Here is a 25,821-nt window from a genome sequence, read left to right on the forward strand (position 1 = left end):
GGCGCCCGCATCCCACGGCGCATGTTTCGCGCCACACCGGGCGGTTCCGCGGCGGCGGGGCCGCCCGTGCGGTACCGGCGCGGTGGCGCTCCTGTCCCGTTGATCACTCAGGGCTCAACGCCTTGACGAGACTTCCCCGTCGGCGTTCTGCTTAGAGTTCACATGTTGAAATCGGAAGCCGCCCCCCGATGGTGTGGGCGCGGCCGGCGGGCAGTCGTCGCACTGCCCGCCCCAGGCGGGAGTGGATGAGTCGATGGAGACTCCGGGGTCGCAGTCCTCGCTGCACCGGGCCAATCTGGAGCGGGTGGTGCGCGCGGTGCGCATGGCGGGCTCGCTCACGCAGGCGGAGATCGCCCGGTCCACGGGGCTGTCGGCGGCCACCGTCTCGAACATCGTTCGCGAGCTGAAGGACGGCGGGACCGTCGAGGTGACGCCCACCTCCGCGGGCGGCCGGCGGGCCCGCAGCGTCTCGCTCTCCGGGGACGCGGGCATCGTCGTCGGCGTCGACTTCGGCCACTCCCATCTGCGGGTCGCGGTCGGCAACCTGGCCCACGAGGTGCTGGCCGAGGAGGCCGAGCCGATCGATGTGGACGCCTCGGCGGCGGAGGGCTTCGACCGGGCCGAGCAACTGGTCAGCCGGCTGATCGCGGAGACCGGCGTCGGCGCCGGCAAGGTCATCGGGGTCGGCCTCGGTGTGCCCGGCCCCATCGACGTGGAATCCGGCACGCTGGGGTCGACGGCGATCCTGCCCGGCTGGTCCGGCACGAATCCCGGCGAGGAGCTGTCCGGGCGCCTCGGCGTGCCCGTATACGTGGACAACGACGCCAACCTGGGGGCGCTGGGCGAGCTGGTGTGGGGCGGCGGTCGCGGCGCCGCGGACCTGGCGTACATCAAGGTGGCCAGCGGCGTCGGCGCCGGGCTGGTGATCAGCGGGCAGATCTACCGCGGGCCGGGCGGCACGGCCGGCGAGATCGGGCACATCACCCTGGACGAGTCCGGGCCGGTCTGCCGCTGCGGCAACCGCGGCTGCCTGGAGACCTTCACCGCCGCCCGCTACGTCCTCCCGCTGCTCCAGCCCAGCCACGGCCCCGATCTGACCATGGCGCGGATGGTGCAGCTGGCGCGCGAGGGCGACCCGGGCTGCCGCCGGGTCATCGCGGACGTGGGTCGCCATATCGGCAGTGGCGTGGCGAATCTGTGCAATCTGCTCAATCCCAGCCGGGTGGTGCTCGGCGGCGATCTCGCGGAGGCCGGTGAGCTGGTGCTCGCGCCGATCCGGGAGTCGGTGTCGCGGTATGCGATCCCCAGCGCGGCGCGCCAGTTGGGCGTCGTGCCGGGCACCCTCGGCGGCCGGGCCGAGGTCCTGGGCGCGCTGGCCCTCGTGCTGAGCGAGATGGGCGATTCGAGCCTGCTCGACGGGACGCAGGGTGCGGACGCGCCCGCTATAGCGTGAGCGGCTTACGTTCACCCCCCAAACACATGGCACCGTTGTCATCTCGTTAAGGATTTACTCCTTGACGGTCCGGCGGCGGCCGAGTTGACTTCCAGCCACCTCGGCCGCAACGACGCGGCCATGTCAGGGAGGTAATCCCCATGAACGTTTGGACGCGCCGCGTCGTCATAGGCACCGCCGCCGTCTCGATGGCCCTCTCCGTGGCCGCCTGCGGCAAGGCCGGCGACGGCGGCAAGGGCGGTGGCGGCGACAACAAGAACATCGGCCTGTTGCTGCCGGAGAACAAGACCACGCGTTACGAGACCTTCGACCGCCCGCTGATCGAGGCGAAGATCCAGGCGTTGTGCGCCGACTGCAAGGTCAAGTACAACAACGCCGACCAGGACACCCAGAACCAGAAGAAGCAGTTCGACGCCCTGATCACGCAGGGCGTGAAGGTGATCATCCTGGACTCGGTCGACTACAAGGCCACCAAGTCCTGGGTGGACCAGGCCGCCAAGAAGGGCGTCAAGGTCGTCGCGTACGACCGGCTGGCCGAGGGCAACATCTCCGCCTATGTCTCCTACGACAACGAGAAGATCGGCCGCCTCCAGGGCCAGGCGCTGGTCAAGGCACTCGGCGACAAGGCCAAGGACAGCAATGTCGTCATGATCAACGGCTCGCCGACCGACCCCAACGCGCCGTTCTTCAAGAAGGGCGCGCACAGCGTCCTCGACAAGCAGGTCAAGAAGATCGTGTACGAGCAGGACATCCCGGACTGGTCGCCGGACGAGGCCAACAAGAAGATGGGCGCGGCCATCGACTCGCTCGGCAAGGACGGCTTCCAGGGCGTCTACTCCGCCAACGACGGCATGGCCGGCGGCATCATCACCGCCCTCAAGCAGCAGGGCATCCAGGTCCCGGTCGGCGGCCAGGACTCCGAACTCGCGGGCCTCCAGCGGATCCTCAAGGGCGACCAGGCGTTCACGATCTACAAGCAGATCAAGCCGCAGGCCGACTCCACCGCCGAGATCGCGGTCAACCTGCTCAAGGGCGAGAAGATCGACTCCCTGACGCCCACCAAGGTCGACAGCCTCAGCGGCGAGGTCAAGGGCATCCCGGCGAAGCTCTACGACGCGCAGATCGTGACCAAGGACAACATCGAGGACACGATCATCAAGGACAAGGTCTACCAGGCGAGCCAGATCTGCACCGGCGACGTCAAGGCGGCCTGCGAGGCAGCGGGCATCAAGTAACGCGCCACGCCCCCGGCCCTCGGCCCCGCCCCTGGCCGGGGGCCCGTACCCCCGCTCTTCGCACCACCATTCCCGCCGCTGCGACGGCGGTGAAGGAGATGATTCACGTGTCCGCTACGCCTGTGCTGGCGTTGCGCGGAGTCTCCAAGCGGTTCGGCGCCGTCCAAGCCCTCACGGACGTCACCCTGGAGATCCGCCCCGGTGAGGTGGTCGCCCTCGTGGGCGACAACGGCGCCGGCAAGTCCACCCTCGTCAAGACCATCTCGGGCGTGCACCCGGTCGACGACGGCGTCATCGAGTGGGAGGGCAAGGCGGTCCGCATCGGCAAGCCGCACGACGCCCAGGAACTCGGCGTCGCGACCGTCTACCAGGACCTCGCGCTCTGCGACAACCTCGATGTCGTCGCCAACCTCTACCTCGGCAGCGAACTCCGCTCCGCCGGCATCCTCGACGAGATCGCCATGGAGAAGCGCGCCAAGGAACTCCTGGACACCCTGTCCATCCGCATCCCCAGCGTCCGCATCCCGGTCGCCGCGCTCTCCGGCGGCCAGCGGCAGGTCGTCGCCATCGCCCGCGCGCTGATCGGCGAGCCGAAGGTCGTCATCCTCGACGAGCCGACCGCCGCCCTGGGCGTCGAGCAGACCGCGCAGGTCCTCGACCTCGTCGAGCGGCTGCGCGAACGCGACCTCGGCGTCATCCTCATCAGCCACAACATGGCCGACGTGCAGGCCGTCGCGGACCGCGTCGCGGTGCTGCGGCTGGGCCGCAACAACGGTGTCTTCGACGTCGCGGACACCTCCCACGAAGAGATCATCGCCGCCATCACCGGCGCCTCGGACAACGCCGTCACCCGCCGCAAGGCGCGTACGGACCAGCTGAAGAAGGAGGCCGGGGCATGAGTGAGCAGACCACCGAAGCGGCGCCGGAGACCCCGCAGCCGGCCGCCGTCGACCCCCGGCTGCTGGTCCGGGAGAAGGGCTTCGCCGGCTACCTCGAAGAGTTCGCGCGCCGGGTGCGCGGCGGTGAGCTGGGCTCGCTGCCGGTCATCGTCGGCCTGCTCGTCATCGCCGTCGTCTTCCAGCTCAAGAACAGCAGCTTCCTGTCCGCGGACAGCCTCGCCAACATCGGTGTCTACACCTCCGGCATGGGCATCATGGCCGTCGGCATCGTGTTCGTGCTGCTGCTCGGCGAGATCGACCTGTCGGTCGGCTCGGTGGCCGGCGTCGGCGCGGCCGTCTGGGCCGTGCTGAGCGTCACGCACGGCGTCGACGACTGGCTCGCGGTCGTGCTGGCCATCGTCGCGGGCACCGCCATCGGCGCCCTGCACGGGTTCTTTTTCGCCAAGGTCGGGGTGCCCGCCTTCGTCGTCACCCTGGCCGGGTTCCTGGGCTGGAGCGGCCTCCAGATCTGGCTGATGGGCAAGGAAGGCTCCATCAACACGCCCAGCGGCAGCCTGGTGGAGAACCTCACCGGCTACTACTTCGAGGACAAGGCCGCCGCCTACGGCCTCGCCGCGATCGCGGTCCTCGCCTACGCCGGCTCGCTCCTCCTGGACAGCAGGCGCCGCCGGGCCGCCGCCCTGCCGTCCCGGCCGCTGAGCGAGATCCTGCTGCGCACCGGCGTCGTCACGGTGATCGCCTTCGCCGTCGCCTACGTCCTGAACGAGCCGAGCGGCGCCCGCGGGCTGCCGCTGGCCCTGGTGCTGTTCCTCGCCGTCCTGGTCGTCGCCGACTTCGTGGTGCGCCGCACCTCCTACGGCCGGCAGATCTTCGCGGTCGGCGGCAACGCGGAGGCGGCCCGCCGGGCCGGTATCAACGTCAACCGGGTCCGGATCAGCGTCTTCGCCGTCTCCGGCATGCTGGCCGCCTTCGGCGGACTGTTCATCGCCAGCCTCTCCGGCGGCGCCACCAAGAACCTGGGCGCCGGCAACACGCTGATGAACGTCATCGCGGCGGCGGTCATCGGCGGTACCAGCCTCTTCGGCGGGCGCGGCAAGATCTGGTCCGCGCTGCTGGGCATGCTGGTCATCCAGTCGATCCAGCAGGGGCTGAACCTGCTCGGCATGGCCAGCGAGATCCAGTACATGATCACCGGCGCGGTGCTGCTGGCCGCCGTCGTGATCGACTCGGTGTCGCGGCGGACGCAGAAGACCGCCGGCCGGACCTGATCCGCCCCGGTTACGCAACGATAGAAACCGGCCTCTACCGGGCACGTCCCGGTGGGGGCCGGTTTCCGTGCGGTGACCCGCGCCACGGGCGGCCGAAAAGCGCCGTTTCGGGCCGCTGTCACCCGAGTGACATACATCGCCGCACCCGGCCGCGCCCGCGGCGGACGCAACATTAGACTCATCTGATCGGCAAGCTCGACCACGGCAGCAAGGAGGCATGGGGTGGCATTGCTGACCCGTATCAAGGGGCCGCGCGACCTGGACCGCCTGAGTCCGGACCAGCTGGCGCAGCTGGCGGGGGAGATCCGTAGCTTCCTCGTCGACGCGGTCTCCAAGACCGGCGGACACCTCGGCCCGAACCTCGGCGTGGTCGAGCTGACCATCGCCCTGCACCGCGTCTTCCACTCCCCGAAGGACAAGGTCCTCTTCGACACGGGACACCAGTCCTACGTCCACAAGATGCTGACCGGCCGCCAGGACTTCTCCAGGCTCAAGGCCAAGGGCGGGCTCTCCGGCTACCCCTCCCGGGCCGAGTCCCCGCACGACATCATCGAGAACAGCCACGCCTCCACGGTCCTGGGCTGGGCCGAGGGCCTCGCCAAGGCCAACGAGGTCCGCGGCACGGACGACCGGGTCGTGGCCGTCATCGGCGACGGCGCGCTGACCGGCGGTATGGCCTGGGAGGCGCTCAACAACATCGCCGCCGCCAAGGACCGCCCGCTCGTCATCGTCGTCAACGACAACGAGCGCTCCTACGCGCCCACCATCGGCGGCCTCGCCAACCACCTCGCCACGCTGCGCACCACCGACGGTTACGAGCGCTTCCTGGCCCGCGGCAAGGACATCCTGGAGCGCACCCCAGTTGTCGGCAAGCCGCTCTACGAGACCCTGCACGGCGCCAAGAAGGGTCTGAAGGACTTCATCGCGCCGCAGGGCATGTTCGAGGACCTGGGCCTGAAGTACGTCGGCCCGATCGACGGCCACGACATCGAGGCGCTGGAGTCCGCGCTGGCCCGCGCCAAGCGCTTCGGCGGCCCGGTGATCGTCCACTGCCTCACCGAGAAGGGCCGCGGCTACCAGCCCGCCCTCCAGGACGAGGCGGACCGCTTCCACGCCGTCGGCAAGATCCACCCCGACACCGGCCTGCCCATCTCCTCCGGCGGCAAGGACTGGACCTCCGTCTTCGGCGACGAGATGGTCGCGCTCGGCAAGGAGCGCGAGGACATCGTCGCCATCACGGCGGCCATGCTCCAGCCGGTCGGCCTGGAGAAGTTCGCCAAGCGGTTCCCGGACCGGGTCTACGACGTCGGGATCGCCGAGCAGCACGCCGCGGTCTCCGCCGCCGGCATGGCCACCGGCGGCCTGCACCCGGTCTTCGCGGTCTACGCCACCTTCCTCAACCGCGCCTTCGACCAGGTCCTGATGGACGTCGCGCTGCACAAGTGCGGCGTCACCTTCGTGCTGGACCGCGCCGGCATCACCGGCACCGACGGCGCCTCGCACAACGGCATGTGGGACATGTCGATCCTCCAGGTCGTCCCCGGACTGCGGCTCGCCGCCCCGCGCGACGCCGACCAGGTACGCGCCCAGCTGCGCGAGGCCGTCGAGGTCGACGACGCACCGACCGTGGTGCGCTACTCCAAGGGCGCGGTCGGTCCGGCCGTCGAGGCGGTCGGACGGGTCGGCGGCATGGACGTGCTCCGCGAGCCCGGCGCCGGGCGCCCCGATGTTCTGCTGGTCTCGGTCGGCGCGCTCGCCCCCATGTGCCTGGAGGTCGCCGACCTCCTCGACAAGCAGGGCATCTCCACCACCGTCGTCGACCCGCGCTGGGTCAAGCCGGTCGACGAGGCGCTGCCGGGCCTGGCCGCGCGGCACCGCGTGGTGGTCACCGTCGAGGACAACATCCGCTCCGGGGGCGTCGGTTCGGCCATCGCCCAGGCGCTGCGGGACGCCGGGGTGGACATCCCGCTGCGCGACTTCGGCATCCCCGAGCGGTTCCTGGACCACGCCTCCCGCAAGGAGGTGCTGGCGGAGATCGGGCTCACCGCGCCGGACATCGCGCGCCAGGTGACCGGCCTGGTCGCCAAGATCGACAACCGCGACGACGCCGCCGCGGACGCCCCGGCCGCGGACGGCGAGCCGGCCCCGGAGGCCGCGGACACCGGGAAGGCGGCCGAGCCCGCCGAGGCGGCCCGCGACTGAGGCGGCGCCCGCAGCCGTCACCCCTGATGGGCCGGCCGGACATCCGTAAGGGTGTTCCGGTCGGCCCATCGGCATGACCGCGGTCGCACCCCATCGGGTGAATCCCCGCATCCGAAAGGCCCGCCGAAGCTCCCTGTTTCCGGACATTACGGACACTCGGTCAGTTCAGGACAGTTGCGTCAGGGCCATCCAGGCGGAGGTTCGCCCATGAGCACACAGCACGGACCGCAAGGTCACCGGCCACCGGGACCGCATGGGGACTCCCGCCGCGATCGCGGCATGTTCCGCACGAAGACCGTCGAGGAGTCGATCCGGGACACCGAGGAGCCGGAGCACTCGCTCAAGAAGTCCCTCTCGGCGCTCGACCTCACCGTCTTCGGCGTCGGTGTCGTCATCGGCACCGGCATCTTCGTCCTCACCGGAAAGATCGCCAAGGAGCAGGCCGGGCCCGCCGTCGCGGTGTCCTTCGTCGTCGCGGGCGTGGTCTGCGCGCTGGCGGCGCTGTGCTACGCGGAGTTCGCCTCCACCGTCCCGGTCGCCGGATCGGCCTACACCTTCTCGTACGCGTCACTGGGCGAGCTGCCCGCCTGGATCATCGGCTGGGACCTGATCCTCGAACTCGCCCTGGGCTGCGCGGTGGTGGCCGTCGGCTGGTCCGGCTATGTGCGCTCGCTGCTGGACACCGCCGGGCTGCACCTGCCGCCCGCGCTGTCCGGCACCCACGGCGGGCGGTTCGGCTTCGACCTGCTCGCCTGCCTCCTCGTCCTGGTGCTGACCGCCGTCCTGGTGCTCGGCATGAAACTGTCCTCCCGGGTGACGACGGTGGTCGTCGGAATCAAGGTCACCGTCGTCCTGCTGGTCGTCATCGCCGGTGCGTTCTTCATCTCCGGCGCCAACTACCAGCCGTTCATCCCGCCGAGCCGGCCCGCCGCGGGCGGCGGCGGACTGGCCGCGCCGCTCTCCCAGCTGATGTTCGGCTTCACCCCGTCCCACTTCGGCACCATGGGCATCTTCGCCGCCGCCGCGGTGGTCTTCTTCGCCTTCATCGGCTTCGACATCGTGGCCACCGCCGCCGAGGAGACCCGGATCCCGCAGCGCGACGTACCGCGCGGCATCCTCGGCTCGCTGGCCATCTGCACGCTGCTCTACGTCGCCGTGTCCGTCGTCGTCACCGGCATGGAGAAGTACGACCTGCTCTCCGTGGACGCCCCGCTCGCCGACGCCTTCAAGCACGTCGGGTACCCCTTCTTCGCGGACGTGATCAGCTTCGGCGCCGCCGTCGGCCTGACCTCGGTCTGCATGATCCTGCTGCTCGGCCAGAGCCGGGTGTTCTTCGCGATGAGCCGCGACGGGCTGCTGCCCCAGGTCTTCTCGCGCGTGCACCCGAAATTCGGCACCCCGCACCGCTCCACCATCGTGCTCGGCACCGTCGTCGCGGTCGTCTCCGGCTTCACCTCCATCGACGTGCTGGCCGAACTCGTCAACATCGGCACGCTCTTCGCCTTCGTGGTCGTCGCCGTCGGCGTGATCCTGCTCCGGCGCTCCCGCCCCGACCTGCCGCGCGCCTTCCGCACCCCCCTGGTCCCCCTGATCCCGGCCCTCTCCGTCCTCGCCTCGCTCTGGCTGATGCTCAACCTGCCCGCCGAGACCTGGATCCGGTTCGCGATCTGGATGGTGATCGGCTTCGCCGTCTACTTCGTGTACGGCCGCGGCCACAGCCGCCTCGGCGTCCGCACCGAGGACCGGGGCCCGGCCGACGCCCGCGTGTAGCGGACCGCCCGCCAACGACCTTGGCGCGTACGGCCGTTGCGGGGGTGCGGGCCGACCGCGCGGCCGGACGGGACGGTGCCGCGGGGCCGCGCACCGCCCTGAGCGCCGGTCCGGGGCGCTATGGGGACCAGGTCCCGTCGTCACACTCGCGTCGTCCGCCCGAAGGGCGGGCCGGGCGGCGTCCGGTGCGTGCTCTCGGCGTGTCGGCGACGGCCCCTGTACTGGAGTGGAGTACCGGGGTCGTTGCCCGATGCGGCGAAGGGGTCCGCCGCCCGAGCCGTGCGAAGCCGGTTCGAAGGTGGAGGCGCGTGCCGGGCGCCGGCAGACAGGCGGGAGTTCGACGACAGGACCTAGCCGCGACCGCGTCCACCCCACACCGTCCGGGGACCCGTCACATCGGCGCCCAGCGCCTGTACGCGCTCCCGCAGCGCGCGGTCCGCGGTGACCACGAGGCAGTCCCGCCCCCGGCCCTCCTCGGCCACCAGCTGCACGATGCGGTCGTCGCCGCTGCCGTACGCGGACTCCACCCGCACACCCCCGGCGGACGCCACCCCGCGCGCCGCGCCCTCCACCACGAGGACGATCTCCAGCGGCGGCGCCACCAGCCCCGGCAGCCCCGTGCCGGTGTACTGCGTCAGCGCGTCCCGCAGCCGCTGGGCCGCCCCGCGCCGGTCCCGCCACCAGCCGTCGGGCACCGAGCCGACCACATTCGCGGCATCGACAATGAGCAAGGAATCCATACGGCCACCCTGCCACGGCCGGCGGCCCGGCAGGGGGCGCGCCCGGGAGGCGGAGCCCGGGAATGCGACGGCGCGCGGACCGGCTCCACCGAACCGGTCCGCGCGCCCGACCATCCCCGCGCGAGGTCCCTCAGACGGGAACGCTCGCGATGCCCGGGGACAGGAACTTCTTGCCGGTCACCCGCTCGGAGACGCCCTGCCGGTCCAGGTACGGCGTGATGCCGCCCAGGTGGAAGGGCCAGCCGGCGCCGGTGATCAGACACAGGTCGATGTCCTGGGCCTCGGCGACCACGCCCTCGTCCAGCATCAGGCCGATCTCCTGCGCCACGGCGTCCAGCACGCGGTCGCGGACCTGCTCCTCGGTCAGCACCGAGTCGCCCTGCTTCAGCAGCGCGGCGACCTCCGGGTCCAGCTCCGGCTTCCCGCTGTCGTAGACGTAGAAGCCGCGCTTGCCGGCCTCGACGACCGCCTTCAGGTTGGGGGAGACCGTGAAGCGCTCCGGGAAGGCGCCGTGCAGCGTCTCGGAGACGTGCAGGCCGATCGCCGGGCCGACCAGCTCCAGGAGGACCAGCGGCGACATCGGCAGGCCGAGCGGCTCGACCGCCTTCTCGGCGACGGCGACCGGGGTGCCCTCGTCGATGACGTTCTGGATCTCGCCCATGAAGCGGGTCAGGATGCGGTTGACGACGAACGCCGGGGCGTCCTTCACCAACACGGCCGTCTTCTTCAGCGACTTGGCGACCGCGAAGGCGGTGGCCAGCGACGCGTCGTCGGTCTTCTCGGCCCGGACGATCTCCAGCAGCGGCAGGATCGCGACCGGGTTGAAGAAGTGGAAGCCCACGACCCGCTCGGGGTGCTTGAGCTTCGACGCCATCTCGGTGACCGAGAGGGAGGAGGTGTTGGTGGCGAGCACGGCGTGCTCCGGCACCACGGCCTCGACCTCCGCGAACACCTGCTGCTTGACGCCCATCTCCTCGAAGACGGCCTCGATGACGAAGTCCGCGTCGCCGAAGGCGGCGGCCTTGTCGAGGTGGCCGGTGACCAGGCCCTTGAGGCGGTTCGCCTTGTCCTGGTTGACCCGGCCCTTGAGCAGCAGCTTGTCGATCTCGCCGTGGACGTACTCGACGCCCTTGTCGATCCGGGCCTGGTCGATGTCCGTGAGGACGACCGGGACCTCCAGCCGGCGGGCGAACAGCAGCGCCAGTTGGGAGGCCATCAGGCCCGCGCCGACCACGCCGACCTTGGTGACGGGACGGGCCAGCGACTTGTCCGGCGCACCGGCGGGCCGCTTGGCGCGCTTCTGCACCAGGTTGAACGCGTAGATACCGGACCGCAGTTCGCCGCCCATGATCAGGTCGGCGAGCGCCTGGTCCTCGGCGTCGAAGCCCTGCCGCAGGTCGCCGTTCTTGGCCGCCGCGATGATGTCCAGCGCCCGGTAGGCGGCCGGGGCCGCACCGTGCACCTTGCCGTCCGCGATCGCCTTGCCGCGCGCCACGGCCGCGTCCCACGCCTCACCGCGGTCGACGTCGGGACGTACGACCTCGGTGTCGCCCTTGAGGACCGCGGCGGTCCAGTGCAGCGACTGCTCCAGGAAGTCCGCGCCCTCGAAGAGCGCGTCCGCGATGCCGAGTTCGAAGACCTGCTGGCCCTTGAGCTGCTTGTTCTGGTTGAGCGAGTTCTCGATGATCACGCTCACCGCGCGGTCCGCGCCGATCAGGTTCGGCAGCAGCGCGCAGCCGCCCCAGCCGGGCACCAGGCCGAGGAAGACCTCGGGGAGCGAGAAGGCGGGCAGCGCCTTGGAGACGGTGCGGTACGTGCAGTGCAGACCGACCTCGACACCGCCGCCCATCGCCGCACCGTTGTAGTACGCGAAGGTGGGCACGGCCAGCGACGACAGCCGCTTGAAGACGTCGTGGCCGCCCTTGCCGATGGCCAGCGCGTCCTCGTGGCGCTTGAGCAGCTCGACGCCCTTGAGGTCGGCGCCCACGGCGAAGATGAACGGCTTGCCGGTGATGCCGACGCCGACGATCGCGCCGTCCGCGGCCTCCTTCTCGACCTGGTCGATGGCGGTGTTGAGGTTCGCCAGCGACTGCGGGCCGAAGGTGGTCGGCTTGGTGTGGTCCAGGCCGTTGTCCAGCGTGATCAGTGCGAACCGGCCGGCGCCCCGGGGGAGGTCGAGGTGGCGCACGTGCGCCTGCGTGACGACCTCGTCCGGGAACAGCTCTGCCGCACCCTTCAACAGCTCAGCGGTGGTGCTCACTTGCCCTCCCAGTGCGGGTTCTCCCAGATGACCGTGCCGCCCATACCGAAGCCGACGCACATGGTGGTGATGCCGTAGCGGACCTCCGGCTGCTCCTCGAACTGCCGCGCCAGCTGTGTCATCAGACGCACGCCGGACGACGCCAGCGGGTGGCCGAAGGCGATGGCGCCGCCGTACTGGTTGACGCGCGGGTCGTCGTCGGCGATGCCGTAGTGGTTGAGCAGCGAGAGCACCTGGACGGCGAACGCCTCGTTGATCTCGAACAGGCCGATGTCGTCGATCGTCAGACCGGCCTTGGCCAGCGCCTTCTGGGTCGCCGGGACCGGGCCGATGCCCATGACCTCGGGCTCGACACCCGCGAAGGCGTAGTCGACGAGGCGCATCTTGACCGGCAGCCCCAGTTCGCGCGCCACGTCCTCGGCGGCGATCAGCGAGGCGGTCGCGCCGTCGTTGAGGCCGGCGGCGTTGCCCGCGGTCACCCGGCCGTGCGGCCGGAACGGGGTCTTCAGGCCGGCCAGGTTCTCCAGCGTCGTACCCGGGCGCATCGGCTCGTCGGCGGTGGCCAGGCCCCAACCGGTCTCGCCGCCCTCGGCGTTGGTCCGGCGCACCGAGATCGGCACCAGGTCGGCCTGGATCTTGCCGTTGGCGTACGCCTTGGCGGCCTTCTCCTGGCTGCGCACCGCGTACTCGTCGGCGCGCTGCTTGGTGATGTGCGGCAGCCGGTCGTGCAGGTTCTCCGCCGTCATGCCCATGAAGAGCGCGGACTGGTCGACCAGCTTCTCCGACACGAAGCGCGGGTTGGGGTCCACGCCCTCACCCATGGGGTGGCGGCCCATGTGCTCGACACCGCCGGCGACGGCGACGTCGTACGCGCCGAAGGACACTCCGCCGGCGATGCTGGTCACCGCGGTCATCGCACCGGCGCACATCCGGTCGATGGAGAAGCCGGGCACGGACTGCGGCAGGCCCGCCAGGATGGCGGCGGTACGGCCCAGGGTCAGGCCCTGGTCGCCGATCTGGGTGGTGGCGGCGAGGGCGACCTCGTCGATCCGGGCCGGGTCCAGGTCCGGGTTGCGGCGCAGCAGCTCCCGGATGCACTTGACGACCAGGTCGTCGGCGCGGGTCTCGTGGTAAATGCCCTTCGGGCCCGCCTTGCCGAACGGGGTGCGGACGCCGTCGACGAAGACGACGTCCCTAGCGGTACGAGGCACGTTGGCTCTCCTCCAGGTGCGGGGTGGCACTGCTGCGGGGCACGCCCCGAAGGACGCGTCACACCCCACATGCTACTTACGGGTAACCAAGCTGCACACCCCCCTCGCCCGGAGCGGTGAACGTCACACCGCACCACGGCCGCGACGGCCGCACGCACACGGCCCCGGCCGCGCGGTCTCGCGCGGCCGGGGCCGTGTGCCACCGGGAAAGAGGAGAGCCGGCTCACTCGCCGTTCGTCAGCAGCGCCTCGGTGAGGATCGGTGCGACCTGCTCGATCTGCCAGGGACGGGCGCCGTGCCCGGCCAGGATCCCGGCGACCGACTCCTCGGTGGGGCCGGCCGGCGGCTCCCAGCACAGTCGGCGCACCGTGTCCGGGGTGATCAGGTTCTCCTGCGGCAGGCCCAGGCGCTCGGCGAGCGCCGTCACCGCGGCCCGCGCGGCCGACAGCCGGGCCGCCGCCGCGGGGTCCTTGTCGGCCCACGAGCGGGGCGGCGGTGGGCCGTTGAGCGGCTGGCCGGGCTGTGGCAGCTCGCTGTCCGGCAGTGCCCGGGCGCGGTCGACGGCGGCCTGCCACTGCTCCAGCTGGCGCCGGCCCATCCGGTGCCCGAAGCCGGGCAGCGCGGCCAGCGCGTGGGTGTTCGGCGGCAGGTGCAGCGCCGCCTCCACGATCGCGCCGTCGCCGAGCACCTTGCCCGGCGACACGTCGCGCCGCTGGGCGACCTGGTCGCGGGTGGTCCACAGCTCCCGTACCACCGCCATCTGCCGGCGCCGGCGCACCTTGTGCATCCCGGACGTGCGGCGCCAGGGGTCCTTGCGGGGCGGCGCCGGGGGAGCGGCGGCGATGGCGGCGAACTCCTGCCGGGCCCACTCCAGCTTCCCCTGCTGCTCCAGCTCCTCCTCCAGCGCGTCGCGCAGGTCCACCAGCAGCTCGACGTCGAGCGCGGCGTAGCGCAGCCAGGGATCGGGCAGCGGGCGGGTGGACCAGTCGACGGCGGAGTGGCCCTTCTCCAGGGCGTAGCCGAGGACGTTCTCGACCATGGCGCCGAGGCCCACCCGGGCGAAGCCGGCCAGCCGTCCGGCCAGCTCGGTGTCGAAGAGCCGGGTGGGGACCATCCCTATATCGCGCAGGCAGGGCAGGTCCTGGGTGGCGGCGTGCAGCACCCACTCGGCGCCGGCGACCGCCTCGCCGAGCGAGGAGAGATCGGGGCAGCCGACCGGGTCGATCAGCACGCTGCCGGCCCCCTCGCGGCGCAGCTGGACGAGGTAGGCGCGCTGACCGTAGCGGTATCCCGAGGCACGCTCGGCATCGACGGCCACAGGGCCGCGGCCGGCGGCGAAGGCGGCCACGACCTCGGCGAGCGCCTCGGGCGTGGCGGTCACCGGGGGGATGCCTTCGCGGGGTTCCAGTAGGGGTACCGGCGCCGGTCGGGAATCCGGAGGCGAGTCTCCGGGTGCTCGCAGTGTCGTGTCTGCTGCGGTCTTTTGGGCGTCGGTCACCAGTCAAGGGTATCTGTGTATGCACGTCGCCCGTCGGGGGAATGTTCCCTCGACGGGCGAGACGGGTCGGAAGCGGGGGTTCAGTGGATGATGCCGGTGCGCAGGGCCACCGCGACCATTCCGGCCCGGTCGCCGGTTCCGAGCTTGCGCGCGATGCGGGCGAGGTGGCTCTTGACCGTCAGCGCCGACAGCCCCATCGAGACACCGATGGCCTTGTTGGACTGGCCCTCCGCAACCAGCCGCAACACCTCGACCTCGCGCCCCGACAGCTCGCGGTAGCCGCCGGGGTGCCCGGGCGCGCCCGGAGGGCGGCGCTGCATCCGGGCGGCGTTGGCGCCGATGGGCGCGGCGCCCGGCCGTCCCGGCAGGCCGAGGTTGGTGCGGGTACCGGTCACGACATAGCCCTTGACGCCGCCGGCGAGGGCGTTGCGTACGGCGCCGATGTCGTCCGCGGCGGACAGCGCGAGACCGTTGGGCCAGCCGGCCGCACGCGTCTCGGACAGCAGCGTGAGGCCGGAGCCGTCGGGAAGGTGGACGTCGGCAACGCAGATGTCGCGCGGGTTGCCGACGCGGGGACGGGCCTCCGCGATGGACGACGCCTCGATCACGTCACGTACTCCGAGGGCCCACAGGTGGCGGGTGACGGTGGAGCGGACACGAGGGTCGGCCACGACGACCATGGCGGTCGGCTTGTTCGGGCGGTAGGCGACCAGGCTCGAAGGTTGCTCAAGGAGAACTGACACCGGGCCTCCTGGGGGAGTGGCGGGGACGGAAGCCGGCTGGGGAGAGCCGGAATGATCCGTGTTTGAAGGGTCACTGACCTCTTCGGCAGCAAACCGGCGGGACTTTAGACTTTGATCACGATTTAGTTAGGGGCAATTCGGGCAAATCGGACGCCTGAGCGATCAAGGTGAGCATGGAGTGCATATCGAGGTGATCACAGGCGTACGCGATGCCGCCCGGACCCTTCACCGGTCGGCGCCGAGATGATCACGGGACCGGCCGGGCCAGGGGGAGAAGCGGCGCGGTGGCTCGGCGGCGCCCGGCGGCCCGCCGCCAGCGGGCCGCCGCAGCGGCAGGCGTCGCAGCTCAGCGGGGCTGCGGACCGCGCCGCTGGGGCAGCGGTACGACACCGCCGCGCGGCGCCGGTTCGAGCGGGGCCGGCGGCAGCCCGGCCACCTGGCACAGCAGATCACACCACGCGGACAGGTGAGCCGCCAGATCCGGCACCCCGTCCGTCCCCTCGGCCGGCGTCCAGGACGCCCGGATCTCGATCTGGGTCGCCGGCTCCCGCGCCGCCAGCCCGCCGAAGTAGTACGACCCGGCCCGGGTGACGGTCCCGCTGGGCGCCCCGTAACGCACGCCGCGCGCTTCCAGCGCGCCGGTGAGCCAGGACCACGACACCTCCGGCAGCAGCGGATCGGCGCCCATCTCCGGCTCCAGTTCCGCGCGCGCCAGCGTCACCACCCGGAACGTGCCCTGCCAGGTGTCGTCGCCGGCCGGCTGGTGCAGTACCACCAGCCGCCCGTCCGCCAGGTCCTTGTCCTCCCCGCCCGGTCCCGCCCCGCGCTCGACCACCGCGGCCTCCAGCGCGTACGCGAAGGGGGCGAGCCGTTTCGGCGCGGGGGTCGGGTCGATCTCGATCTCCGGCCGCAGTCGTGCCGCCCGGAGTGCCTCGACCGCCTGACGGAAGGGGATCGGGGTCTCGTCCGCGCTGTCCGCGAGGTGTTCGTGAGCCGCAGCCATGCCCGGAAGATTAGGCGGAAGACGACGCTCATACGGGGAGGACACCCGGTGCGCGCGTCGCCCGTTCGGAGGTGTCGCCGGGCGCATGCGAAGATTCGGGTCGTGAGCGCCAACGACCGCCCTGTGGGCCAGCAGCAGACCGCTACGTACGACTCGGCATTCCTCAGGGCGTGCCGACGTGAGCCGGTGCCGCACACGCCGGTGTGGTTCATGCGCCAGGCCGGGCGCTCGCTGCCGGAGTACCGCAAGGTCCGCGAGGGCATCGCGATGCTCGACTCCTGCATGCGGCCGGAGCTCGTCACCGAGATCACGCTCCAACCGGTGCGCCGGCACGGTGTCGACGCCGCCATCTACTTCAGCGACATCGTCGTCCCCCTCAAGGCCATCGGCGTCGACCTCGACATCAAGCCCGGCATCGGCCCGGTCGTCGAGAACCCGATCCGCTCCCGCGCCGACCTGGAGCGGCTGCGCGCCCTGGAGCCCGGCGACGTCCCCTACGTCACCGAGGCCATCGGCATGCTCACCCGCGAACTGGGCGGCACCCCGCTGATCGGCTTCGCGGGCGCGCCGTTCACGCTCGCCAGCTACCTCGTCGAGGGCGGCCCGTCCCGCAACCACGAGCACACCAAGGCCCTGATGTACGGCGACCCGCAGCTGTGGGCCGACCTGCTCGACCGGCTCGCGGACATCACCGCGGCCTTCCTGAAGGTCCAGATCGAGGCCGGCGCGAGCGCCGTGCAGCTCTTCGACTCCTGGGTCGGCGCGCTCGCCCCCGCCGACTATCGGCGCTCCGTCATGCCCGCCTCCCGCAAGGTCTTCGACGCGGTCGCCTCCTACGGCGTCCCCCGGATCCACTTCGGCGTCGGCACCGGCGAACTCCTCGGACTGCTGGGCGAGGCGGGCGCCGATGTGGTCGGCGTCGACTGGCGGGTCCCGCTGGACGAGGCGGCCCGCCGGGTCGGCCCCGGCAAGGCGCTCCAGGGCAACCTCGACCCGGCCGTCCTCTTCGCCCCGGGCGAGGCCGTCGAGGCCAAGGCCCGCGAGGTCCTGGACGCGGCGGCGGGCCTGGAGGGCCATATCTTCAACCTCGGCCACGGCGTGCTGCCGAACACCGAACCGGAGGCGCTGACCCGGCTCGTCGAGTACGTCCACGCGCAGACCGCGCGCTGACCGGACCGCGATCAGCGCGTCCGGGCCGGCCATCTGACCGCCCGCCCAGTACGGGATGCCGCAGGCCGAGTACGAGGTGAAGTGGCTGCGCTCGAACGCGGTGATGGCCACTTCGTCCGGACCCTTGGGCCGGCGGGCCCGCGATGCGGCGGCCATCCCCGCCGCATCGCCGCCGCCGACGACCACCGGCCGCTCCGCCGCCTTGCCGCGCGTCCTCTCGCTCGGTTCGCCCGCCGGCGGTCGGCGGCGAGCGGTGCCGCCACGGTACGGCCAAGTGCCGGCCGGCACCGAGGGCTTCGGTGCGTCCACAGGGCCGCCGGCTCAGAACGGGTACCCGGCGGGCGTGGCGCGCACGGTGGTCCAGCGGGTCTCGGTGAACGCGTCGAGGTTGGCCTCGCCGCCGAAGCGGGAGCCGGTGCCGGAGTCGGCCAGCCCGCCGAAGGCCGCGACCGGCTCGTCGTTGACGGTCTGGTCGTTGATGTGGAGCAGGCCGGTCGGGATGCGGTCGGCGAGGTCCAGGGCGCTGGCCGCGTCGCGGGTGACGATGCCCAGCGCGAGTCCGTAGGAGGACTCGTTGGCCAGCGCCACCGCCTCGTCGAGGGTACGGAAGGCGCGGACCGGGGCCACCGGACCGAAGACCTCCTGGGTGTAGGCGCGGCAGGCGCCCACCGAGCCCGGCCCGCCGCCGGCGCCCGGGTCCGTGTCGGCGAGGACCGTCGGGCGGTAGAAGAGGTCGCGGTGGGTGCCGCCGGCCGCGATCCGCACCCCGGCCGCCGCGCTCTCGCGGACCAGCGCGTCGATCTTGTCGAGCTGGCCGCGGTCGATCACCGGGCCGAGGTGGACCTGCTCGCGGAACGGATCGCCGACGACCAGTGCGTCCGCCTTCGCCGCCAGCCGCTCGACGTACGCGTCGTAGAGCGAGGCGTGGACGAGATGCCGCCCGGCCGTCATGCACACCTGGCCCTGGTGGAAGAACGACGCCCAGGCGGCGGTGGGCATCACGGCGTCCAGATCGGCGTCCGCCAGGACCAGGAAGGCGCTGTTGCCGCCCAGCTCCAGATGGGCGCGCTTGAGGTGCTGGGCGGCCAGGGCGCCGACGCTGCGGCCGGCGGCGGTCGAGCCGGTGAACGAGACGACCCGCACCCGCGGGTCCTCGACGAGCGCCCGCCCGGTGTCCGCACCGCCGGGGAGGACGTGCAGCAGCCCCTCGGGGAGCCCGGCCTCGGCGAACACCGCCGCGAGCACCTGCCCGCCGCAGACCGCGGTGCGCGGATCGGGCTTGAGGACCACGGCGTTGCCGAGGGCCAGGGCGGGCGCCACGGAACGGGTGGCCAGAATCAGCGGGGCGTTGAACGGCGCGATCACGCCGACGACCCCGGCCGGCACCCGCGTGGTGTACGAGAGCCGGGGCGCACCGGAGGGCAGCACCTGGCCGAGCGGGCGGTGGGCGAGCGCGGCGGCCTCGTAGCACTCCTCGGCCGCGGTGCCGATCTCGAAGTCGGCCTTGCCCTGGATGCTGCCGGCCTCCCGGACGATCCACTCGCCGATCTCCGCCGCGTGCCGGTGGATCAGGTCGCCGGCGCGGCGCAGCACCGCGGCCCGTTCCGCGTACGGTCTGCGGGCCCAGTCGGGCTGCGCGCCGGCGGCGGTGGCCGTGGCCTCCGCGACGTCCGGGCCGGCGGCGAGCGTCAGCGCGGCCAGGACCTCGCCCGTCGCGGGCTCCACCGCCTCGGCCGCGCCGCCGTGCAGGGAGAGCCAGTCCTTGGGATCGAGCAGGGGCATCGCGTCAACCTCCGGGAGACGGGAGACAGTTGATTGCTGCACGAGTGTGCCCCACGGGGCCAGTGTGCCCCACAGAGGCCGCACGCGCCCCCGGAGCGGGCGTCGCCCGGCCCGCGGACTGCCCCGCCCGGCCGCCTTCACTTATCCACGGGACGGGGTCGAGCGCGCTCCAGCTCCTGTCGTCAAACTCGCGTCGTCCGCCCGAAGGGCGGGCCGGGCGGCATCCGGTGCGCGCTCTCGGCCGGGCCGGGCGACGGCCCCTTGGAGTACTGGGGTCGTCGTCCGGTGCGGCGAAGGGGGTCCCCAGCCCGAGCCGCGCGAAGCCGGTTCGAGGGTGGGGGCGCGTGCAGGGCGTCGGCAGGCAGGCGGGAGTCCGACGGCCGGGCCTAGCGCTCCAGCACCAGCGCGAGTCCCTGCCCCACGCCGATGCACAGCGCGGCCAGCCCGGTGCCCGAGCCCGCCGCGGCCAGCTGATGGGCCACCGCGCCCGCGAGCCGGGCGCCGGACGCGCCCAGCGGGTGGCCGATGGCGATCGCGCCGCCGCGCGGATTCACCACCGTGGGGTCCAGTTCCGGCCACTCGCCGAGGCAGCCCAACGCCTGGGCCGCGAACGCCTCGTTGAGCTCGCACGTCGCCAGATCACCGAAGCCGCGCCCGGCCCGCGCCAGCGCCCGCCGCACCGCCTCGACGGGGCCGAGCCCGAACAGCTGCGGCTCGACACCGGTCACCGCGCTCGCCCGGATACGGGCCAGCGGCTCCCGCCCGGTGGCCCGCAGCCCCTCCTCGCCGACCAGCAGCAGCGCCGCCGCGCCGTCGTTCAGCGGCGAGGAGTTCCCGGCGGTCACCGTGCCGCCGTCGGTACGGAACACCGGCTTCAGCCTGGACAGCGACTTCAGCGAGGAGTTCTCCCGCACCGTCTCGTCCCGGGCCAGCTCCACGTCCGGCAGCGGCACCACCTCCGCGTCGTACGCGCCGGCCTGCCAGGCCCGTACCGCCTTCTGATGGCTGGCCAGCGCGAACACGTCCTGCTGCTCGCGGGTGATGCCGTGCTTCTCGGCGATCAGCTCGGCGCCCTCGCCCAGCGCCACCGTCCACTCCGGCGCCATCCGCGGGTTGACCATCCGCCAGCCCAGCGTCGAGGAGAACAGCTCCTGATGGCCCGCGGGGAAGGCCCGTTCCGGTTTGCGCAGCACGTAGGGCGCCCGGCTCATCGACTCCACCCCGCCCGCCACCGCGATCTGCGCATCGCCGTGCGCGATGGCGCGGGCGGCCTGGATGACCGCCTCCAGGCCGGAACCGCAGAGCCGGTTGACGGTCACCCCGGGCACCGTCACCGGCAGTCCCGCGAGCAGGACGGCCATCCGCGCCACATTGCGGTTGTCCTCGCCGGCGCCGTTCGCGTCGCCGAAGTACACATCGTCGATCCGCGCCGGATCGAGCCGCGGGGTGCGGTCCACCAGGGCGCGGACCACGTGGGCCGCGAGGTCGTCGGGGCGGACCGGGGCCAGCGCGCCGCCGTATTTGCCGACGGGGGTGCGGACCGCATCGACGATGTAGACATCCCGTACGCGTGGGTCGGTCATCAGGCTCTGTCCTCGCTGCACTCGCGGTCCCGGCTCGGCGGCCGGCGGGCGGTACGAAGATCGCCGCTCGCCGACCCGAGTCTTTGCCCGGCACCGCCCGCTGTCAACGGGGCGCTCGGCCACCTTCACCGGAGGCGCCGGGCGCACCGCTCCCGCCCGGTCCGCCCGGGCGCATGCCCCCGGGCGCCGCCGGGGCACCCCGTCGCCCGCCCCGTGGCCACGCGCCCCGTCCCCATGATCGCCGCATGGCGCCGTCCCCTTCCGGTCGGCTGGGCCAACTGGCTTGATACGGGCGCCGGTTCGACGGCGGGCTCCGGAGGCGGGTTGCCGTCCGCGCGCCTCGCCGAGGCCACGGTCCGGGCCCCGGAGGGGACTCTGAGAGAGTGGAGGCATGAGCGAGCGCAGCATGGGGGTCTCCCCGGCCGGAGGCCGGGGGAGAATCGTCGAAAGGTGCGCGCCGCGCGAATGCGGGGCCGAGCGAAGCGAGGTTTCGGCATGAGCGCAGCGCACACCAGCAGGGGCCGGGCGCCCGGTCATGTCGTGGTCATCGGCGGGGGCATCTCGGGGCTGGCCGCCGCGCACCGCCTGCTGGAGGGCGGTGCCCGGGTGACCCTCCTGGAGGCGTCGGGCCGGCTCGGCGGCAAGCTGCTCGCCGGCGAGATCGCGGGCGTACCGGTCGACCTCGGCGCCGAGTCGATGCTGGCCAGGCGGCCGGAGGCGGTCGACCTGGCGCGGGCCGTCGGGCTCGGCGAGCGACTCCAGCCGCCCGGCACCGCCACCGCGTCGCTGTGGACCCGAGGGGCGCTGCGCCCGATGCCCAAAGGCCACGTCATGGGCGTCCCCGGCGACCTGGCGCCGCTCGCCGCCTCCGGTGTGATCTCCCCGGAGGGCATGGCGCGGATCGCCGAGGACGAGACGCTGCCGCGGACCGAGGCCGGGGCGGATGTCGCGGTCGGCGAGTACGTCGCGGCCCGGCTCGGCCGGGAGGTCGTCGACCGGCTCGTCGAGCCGCTGCTCGGCGGCGTGTACGCGGGCGACGCGTACCGCATCTCGATGCGCGCCGCCGTCCCGCAGCTCTTCGAGGCGGCCCGCACCGAGCGCTCGCTGATCGAGGGCGTACGCGCCGTCCAGGCGCGCGCCGCGGCCCAGGCGCTCCCCGGCGGCCCCGTCTTCATGGGCATCGACGGCGGCATCGGGACCCTGCCGGGCGCCGTCGCCGACGCGGTACGCCGCGCCGGTGGCGAGATCCTGCTCCGTACGGAAGTGCGGGAACTGCGCCGGACGGCCGCGGACGGCTGGCAGATCGCGGCCGGCGGCCGGCTGATCGCGGCGGACGCGGTGATCGTCGCCGCGCCCGCGGGCGCCGCCGCGCGGCTGCTCCGCGACGGCTGCCCGGCCGCCGCCGACGAACTGGACACCGTCGACCACGCCTCGATGGCGCTGGTCACCATGGCCTTCCGCCGCTCCGACCTGGGCACCGTGCCCAGCGGCAGCGGCTTCCTCGTACCGCCCGTCGACGGCCACCGGATCAAGGCGTCGACGTTCGCCAGCCACAAGTGGGACTGGATCGCCCGCGCCGATCCGGACCTCTTCGTGCTGCGCACCTCCCTCGGCCGGTACGGCGACGACGCCGACCTCAAGCGGGACGACGCCGAGCTGGTCGAGCTCTCGCTCGCCGACCTCGGCGCGGCGGTCGGCCTGGCCGCCCGGCCGGTGGCCACCACGGTCACCCGCTGGGACGGCGGACTGCCGCAGTACGCCGTCGGGCACGTCGGGCGGGTGGACCGGATCCGCGCCGCGGTCGCCGGCGTGTCCGGCCCGCTGCGGGTGTGCGGCGCGCTCTACGACGGCGTCGGCATCCCGGCCTGCATCGGCTCGGGACAGCGCGCCGCCGACGAGATCCTCGGGACCCTGGCGGCGGGCCCCGCCACAGGAGAGTGAGAATGGACCACATGACAGACGCTTCCACCGCCCCCGAAAAGATCCCCCACGCCGGCAAGAAGGCCAAGGACCTCAACGAGGTCATCCGCTACACCCTCTGGTCGGTCTTCAAGCTGCGCGACGTCCTCCCCGAGGACCGCGGCGGTTACGCCGACGAGGTCGAGGAGCTGTTCGCCCAGCTCGCCGCCAAGGACGTGGTGGTCCGCGGCACGTACGACGTCTCCGGCCTGCGCGCCGACGCCGACCTCATGATCTGGTGGCACTCGGAGAGCTCGGACGCCCTCCAGGAGGCGTACAACCTCTTCCGCCGGACCCGTCTGGGCCGCGCCCTGGAGCCGGTGTGGTCGAACATGGCGCTGCACCGCCCCGCCGAGTTCAACAAGTCGCACATCCCGGCCTTCCTCGCCGATGAGGAACCCCGCGCCTACGTGAGCGTCTACCCCTTCGTGCGCTCCTACGAGTGGTACCTGCTCCCCGACGAGGACCGCCGCCGGATGCTCGCCGACCACGGCAAGATGGCCCGCGGCTTCCCGGACGTCCGCGCCAACACCGTGCCGTCGTTCTCGCTCGGCGACTACGAGTGGGTGCTGGCCTTCGAGGCCGACGAGCTCTACCGCATCGTCGACCTGATGCGCCACCTGCGCGGCTCCGAGGCCCGGATGCACGTCCGCGAGGAGATCCCGTTCTACACCGGCCGCCGGAAGCCGGTCGCCGAGCTGGTCGCCGGCCTGGCCTGATCCGCCGGCCGGCCCCGAACCGCCGGCACCCGCGCCACGGGCCGCCCCCTCGGGGACGGCCCGTGTGTCGTTCGCCGTGCGCGGTGCGCCGGGGGACCCCGGCCGCTACTTGCCCTGCGCCTGCTGCACCAGCTGCCGCGCCCGCAGCAGCGGCTGGCCCGGCGACGGCTCGGCGCGCGGGCCGCAGTACACCCGGTGCCCGGGGACCCTGCCGCGCACCAGATACGCCTCGACGTAGGCGTTCACACAGGCGTTGCCGCCGAGCGCGATGCCGTGGGTGCCCGCCTTCCGCTCGGTGACCAGCGAGGAGCCCGGCAGCCGCCGCTGGAGCTCCAGCGCACCCGGGTACGGCGTGGCCGCGTCCCGCTCGGCCGCCAGCAGCAGCACCGGGGGCAGCGCGCCGGGCTCGGTCCGGATGTCGAGCGGGCGGCGCCGGCCGTGCAGCGTGTCGTCCAGGTCGGTCGCGGCGGCGTGCAGCGAGGCGTCCGCCAGCTCGCCGACGCCCAGTTCGCCCTGCGCCGCGCGGTCGGCCGTGCCGCGCAGCGCCTCGTCGACCCCCGCCCGTGCCGACTGCCCCCGCTCCGGCCAGAACGCGCAGGGCAGGTTCATCCAGACGTTGTCCCAGGTCTCGAACGGCGCGGTCCGGGCGATCTGGGTGTTGTCCCGGTCCCAGACGCGAAAGTCGTGCGGCCAGGCCGCGTCGTTGCACTCGACCGCCGTGTAGACCGCGTTGGAGTTCTCCTCGTCCTTGCCGTCGCCCGAGGGCATGGCCTGGGTGATCAGCTGCTTGGGGTCGCCGTGCAGATACTTCGACAGCGCGTAGGCGCGCATCGGCCAGAAGAGGTCGTTGTAGCCGGTCTTGAGGAACGCGGCCTGCAACTGCCCCGGCCCGATCTTGCCGTTGACCGGCTTCCGGCGCACCTGCTCGATGGCGGTGTCGTACGCGCGCTGGACGGACGCCTTGCTGCTGCCCAGGTGGTAGGTGTCGTTGTGCTTGGCGACCCAGCGCAGCCAGTCGTTCCAGCGGTGCTCGAAGGCGGCGCTCTGGTCGAGGTTGTTGCGGTACCAGATCTGCTGCGGCTGCGGATTGACGACGCTGTCGAAGATCATCCGGCGGACATGGCCCGGGAACAGCGTCGCGTAGACGGCCCCGAAGTACGTCCCGTAGGACGCGCCCATGAACGTCAGCTTCCGCTCGCCGAGCGCGGCCCGCAGCATGTCCAGGTCGCGGGCGTTGTTCACGGAGTTGTAGTAGGGCAGTTCGGCCCCGGCCCGCTGCGCGCAGCCGCGCGCATACGCCTTCGCCTCCGCCACCTTCTGGCGTTTGAAGGCGTCGCTGGGGTACTTCTGACTGTCCGTCGGCGCCTTGGCGAACTCCTTCGGGTCCTGGCAGGACAGCGGCGCCGAACGCCCCACCCCGCGCGGTGCGTAGCCGACGAAGTCATAGGAGCGGGCGATCCGCCGCCAGGTGGGCAGCGCGCCGTAGAGCGGGAACTGCATGCTGGACGCGCCGGGCCCGCCGGGGTTGAAGACCAGCGCGCCCTGCCGCGCGCCCGGCACGGTGGCCCGGGCCCGGCTGACGGTGAGCCGGATCTTCTTGCCGTTGGGGCGCGCGTAGTCGAGCGGCACGGCGAGGGTGCCGCATTCGACGCCGGCCGGCAGATGCTCCACGGCCGCACACCGGTGGAAGGTGATCGGGTGGACGGGGGCGGGCGGCGCGGCGGGGTCCCGGACCGCACCACCCGCCGGTGCGGTGGCGAGGGGGGTCAGGACCAGCGACCCGAGGGCGCCGTACAACGCAAGTGCTCTCACGAGCCGTCCCTTCGTATGGTGCGTGGCGCGCGGTGCGGGGCGGGGCTCCCGGAGGGGCCGCTGCACTAGGCCGCACGGTGTGCATACAAAAGGGATAGTTGGGCCAGATGGTAACGAAGTAAAGCACCATGCTCCGGTGTCGGACGCTATACCCCGGAAGAGTGGAGCACCGTGCGCAAGGCCGGATCGCCGAACGCGGCGGGCACGGGGAAGGTTACCCCCGGAAGGATGGCGAGGCCGGCCGCAACCAGGCGCCGGCCGCCCTCCCGTAGGCCCGCCCGCGCCCGCGCCGCTTCGTTGGCCGGGGCGGCCCGTATGGCCGGTATGCGGCGCCGGCCCCGGGGCGCTGAGGTGCTGGCGGCGAGCATCGCCGCCAGCACAACGGGTTCGGGGCGGACCGGCCTGACAGCTGCGGCGCGCGGCCGTGGTGGGCGAGCGGGGGCAACCGGGCGCGGGCCTCTGGGCGGTCGCGCCTGGGTGGTCGTGCCTGGCGAAAGGCTCTACGTGGTAAATG

Annotated in this window: 18 protein-coding genes; 9 read left to right on the top strand and 9 right to left on the bottom strand. The window is 72.5% G+C overall.

Features of this window, described 5'->3' with window-relative positions; all coding sequences use genetic code 11:
- Positions 1–253 precede the first annotated feature (253 nt).
- The 6 genes from RZ84_RS27390 (at position 254) to RZ84_RS27415 (ending at position 8,827) form a co-directional block, all read left to right on the top strand.
- Positions 254–1,453: an ROK family transcriptional regulator gene (locus RZ84_RS27390; protein WP_043266678.1), complete on the top strand. Its 1,200-nt coding sequence runs from the start codon at positions 254–256 to the stop codon at positions 1,451–1,453.
- 140 nt (positions 1,454–1,593) lie between these two features.
- Positions 1,594–2,688, top strand: coding sequence for a sugar ABC transporter substrate-binding protein (locus RZ84_RS27395; protein ID WP_043266680.1), 1,095 nt, complete (start codon positions 1,594–1,596; stop codon positions 2,686–2,688).
- 98 nt (positions 2,689–2,786) lie between these two features.
- Positions 2,787–3,587: an ATP-binding cassette domain-containing protein gene (locus RZ84_RS27400; protein WP_078894236.1), complete on the top strand. Its 801-nt coding sequence runs from the start codon at positions 2,787–2,789 to the stop codon at positions 3,585–3,587.
- Positions 3,584–4,855: a sugar ABC transporter permease gene (locus RZ84_RS27405; RefSeq protein ID WP_043266685.1), complete on the top strand. Its 1,272-nt coding sequence runs from the start codon at positions 3,584–3,586 to the stop codon at positions 4,853–4,855. Before RZ84_RS27400 ends, RZ84_RS27405 begins: the two co-directional genes overlap by 4 nt.
- Positions 4,856–5,077: 222 nt before the next feature.
- On the top strand, positions 5,078–7,057 hold the full coding sequence (gene dxs, locus RZ84_RS27410; protein WP_043266687.1) for a 1-deoxy-D-xylulose-5-phosphate synthase: 1,980 nt from the start codon (positions 5,078–5,080) through the stop codon (positions 7,055–7,057).
- A gap of 279 nt (positions 7,058–7,336) precedes the next feature.
- A complete protein-coding gene (locus tag RZ84_RS27415) occupies positions 7,337–8,827 on the top strand; it encodes an amino acid permease (protein ID WP_043266689.1) in 1,491 nt (496 codons plus the stop codon).
- A gap of 350 nt (positions 8,828–9,177) precedes the next feature.
- On the opposite strand, the gene RZ84_RS27420 is transcribed toward RZ84_RS27415, so the two are convergent.
- The 6 genes from RZ84_RS27420 to RZ84_RS27445 all read right to left on the bottom strand — a co-directional run bounded on the left by RZ84_RS27420 (position 9,178) and on the right by RZ84_RS27445 (position 16,282).
- Positions 9,178–9,567 (bottom strand): NYN domain-containing protein, encoded by a 390-nt coding sequence (locus tag RZ84_RS27420; RefSeq protein WP_043270958.1) that lies wholly within the window; start codon positions 9,565–9,567, stop codon positions 9,178–9,180.
- A gap of 130 nt (positions 9,568–9,697) precedes the next feature.
- Positions 9,698–11,827, bottom strand: a complete 2,130-nt coding sequence (locus tag RZ84_RS27425; RefSeq protein WP_043266691.1) for a 3-hydroxyacyl-CoA dehydrogenase NAD-binding domain-containing protein — start codon at positions 11,825–11,827, stop codon at positions 9,698–9,700.
- Positions 11,824–13,038, bottom strand: a complete 1,215-nt coding sequence (locus tag RZ84_RS27430) for a thiolase family protein (RefSeq protein ID WP_043266693.1) — start codon at positions 13,036–13,038, stop codon at positions 11,824–11,826. The genes RZ84_RS27425 and RZ84_RS27430 overlap by 4 nt, the downstream gene beginning before the upstream one ends.
- Before the next feature lie 223 nt (positions 13,039–13,261).
- A complete protein-coding gene (locus RZ84_RS27435) occupies positions 13,262–14,536 on the bottom strand; it encodes a ribonuclease D (protein ID WP_078894240.1) in 1,275 nt (424 codons plus the stop codon).
- A gap of 80 nt (positions 14,537–14,616) precedes the next feature.
- On the bottom strand, positions 14,617–15,279 hold the full coding sequence (locus RZ84_RS27440) for a response regulator transcription factor (RefSeq protein WP_016573641.1): 663 nt from the start codon (positions 15,277–15,279) through the stop codon (positions 14,617–14,619).
- A 346-nt stretch (positions 15,280–15,625) separates the two neighbouring features.
- Positions 15,626–16,282: a DUF3000 domain-containing protein gene (locus RZ84_RS27445; RefSeq protein ID WP_043266699.1), complete on the bottom strand. Its 657-nt coding sequence runs from the start codon at positions 16,280–16,282 to the stop codon at positions 15,626–15,628.
- Between the two features lie 102 nt (positions 16,283–16,384).
- Between RZ84_RS27445 and hemE the strand changes: the two genes are divergently transcribed.
- Positions 16,385–17,452 carry a uroporphyrinogen decarboxylase gene (gene hemE / locus RZ84_RS27450; RefSeq protein ID WP_043266701.1) on the top strand — a complete coding sequence of 356 codons (1,068 nt, stop codon included), beginning with the start codon at positions 16,385–16,387 and terminating at the stop codon, positions 17,450–17,452.
- Between the two features lie 321 nt (positions 17,453–17,773).
- Here the strand turns inward: hemE and RZ84_RS27455 are convergent, their stop codons facing one another.
- Both RZ84_RS27455 and RZ84_RS27460 read right to left on the bottom strand, forming a co-directional pair.
- Positions 17,774–19,234 (bottom strand): aldehyde dehydrogenase family protein, encoded by a 1,461-nt coding sequence (locus RZ84_RS27455; RefSeq protein WP_043266703.1) that lies wholly within the window; start codon positions 19,232–19,234, stop codon positions 17,774–17,776.
- A gap of 386 nt (positions 19,235–19,620) precedes the next feature.
- Positions 19,621–20,817, bottom strand: a complete 1,197-nt coding sequence (locus RZ84_RS27460) for a thiolase family protein (RefSeq protein WP_043266706.1) — start codon at positions 20,815–20,817, stop codon at positions 19,621–19,623.
- 465 nt (positions 20,818–21,282) lie between these two features.
- Between RZ84_RS27460 and hemG the strand changes: the two genes are divergently transcribed.
- Both hemG and hemQ read left to right on the top strand, forming a co-directional pair.
- Positions 21,283–22,758, top strand: a complete 1,476-nt coding sequence (gene hemG, locus RZ84_RS27465) for a protoporphyrinogen oxidase (protein WP_107068172.1) — start codon at positions 21,283–21,285, stop codon at positions 22,756–22,758.
- Between the two features lie 2 nt (positions 22,759–22,760).
- Positions 22,761–23,495: a hydrogen peroxide-dependent heme synthase gene (gene hemQ, locus RZ84_RS27470; protein WP_043266712.1), complete on the top strand. Its 735-nt coding sequence runs from the start codon at positions 22,761–22,763 to the stop codon at positions 23,493–23,495.
- A gap of 105 nt (positions 23,496–23,600) precedes the next feature.
- Here hemQ and RZ84_RS27475 read toward each other — a convergent pair whose 3' ends face one another.
- Positions 23,601–25,307, bottom strand: a complete 1,707-nt coding sequence (locus RZ84_RS27475) for an alpha/beta hydrolase (protein WP_241777874.1) — start codon at positions 25,305–25,307, stop codon at positions 23,601–23,603.
- Between the last annotated feature and the right edge of the window lie 514 nt (positions 25,308–25,821).

It is taken from the genome of Streptomyces sp. CT34, from assembly GCF_000805335.1.
Lineage (GTDB): Bacteria > Actinomycetota > Actinomycetes > Streptomycetales > Streptomycetaceae > Streptomyces.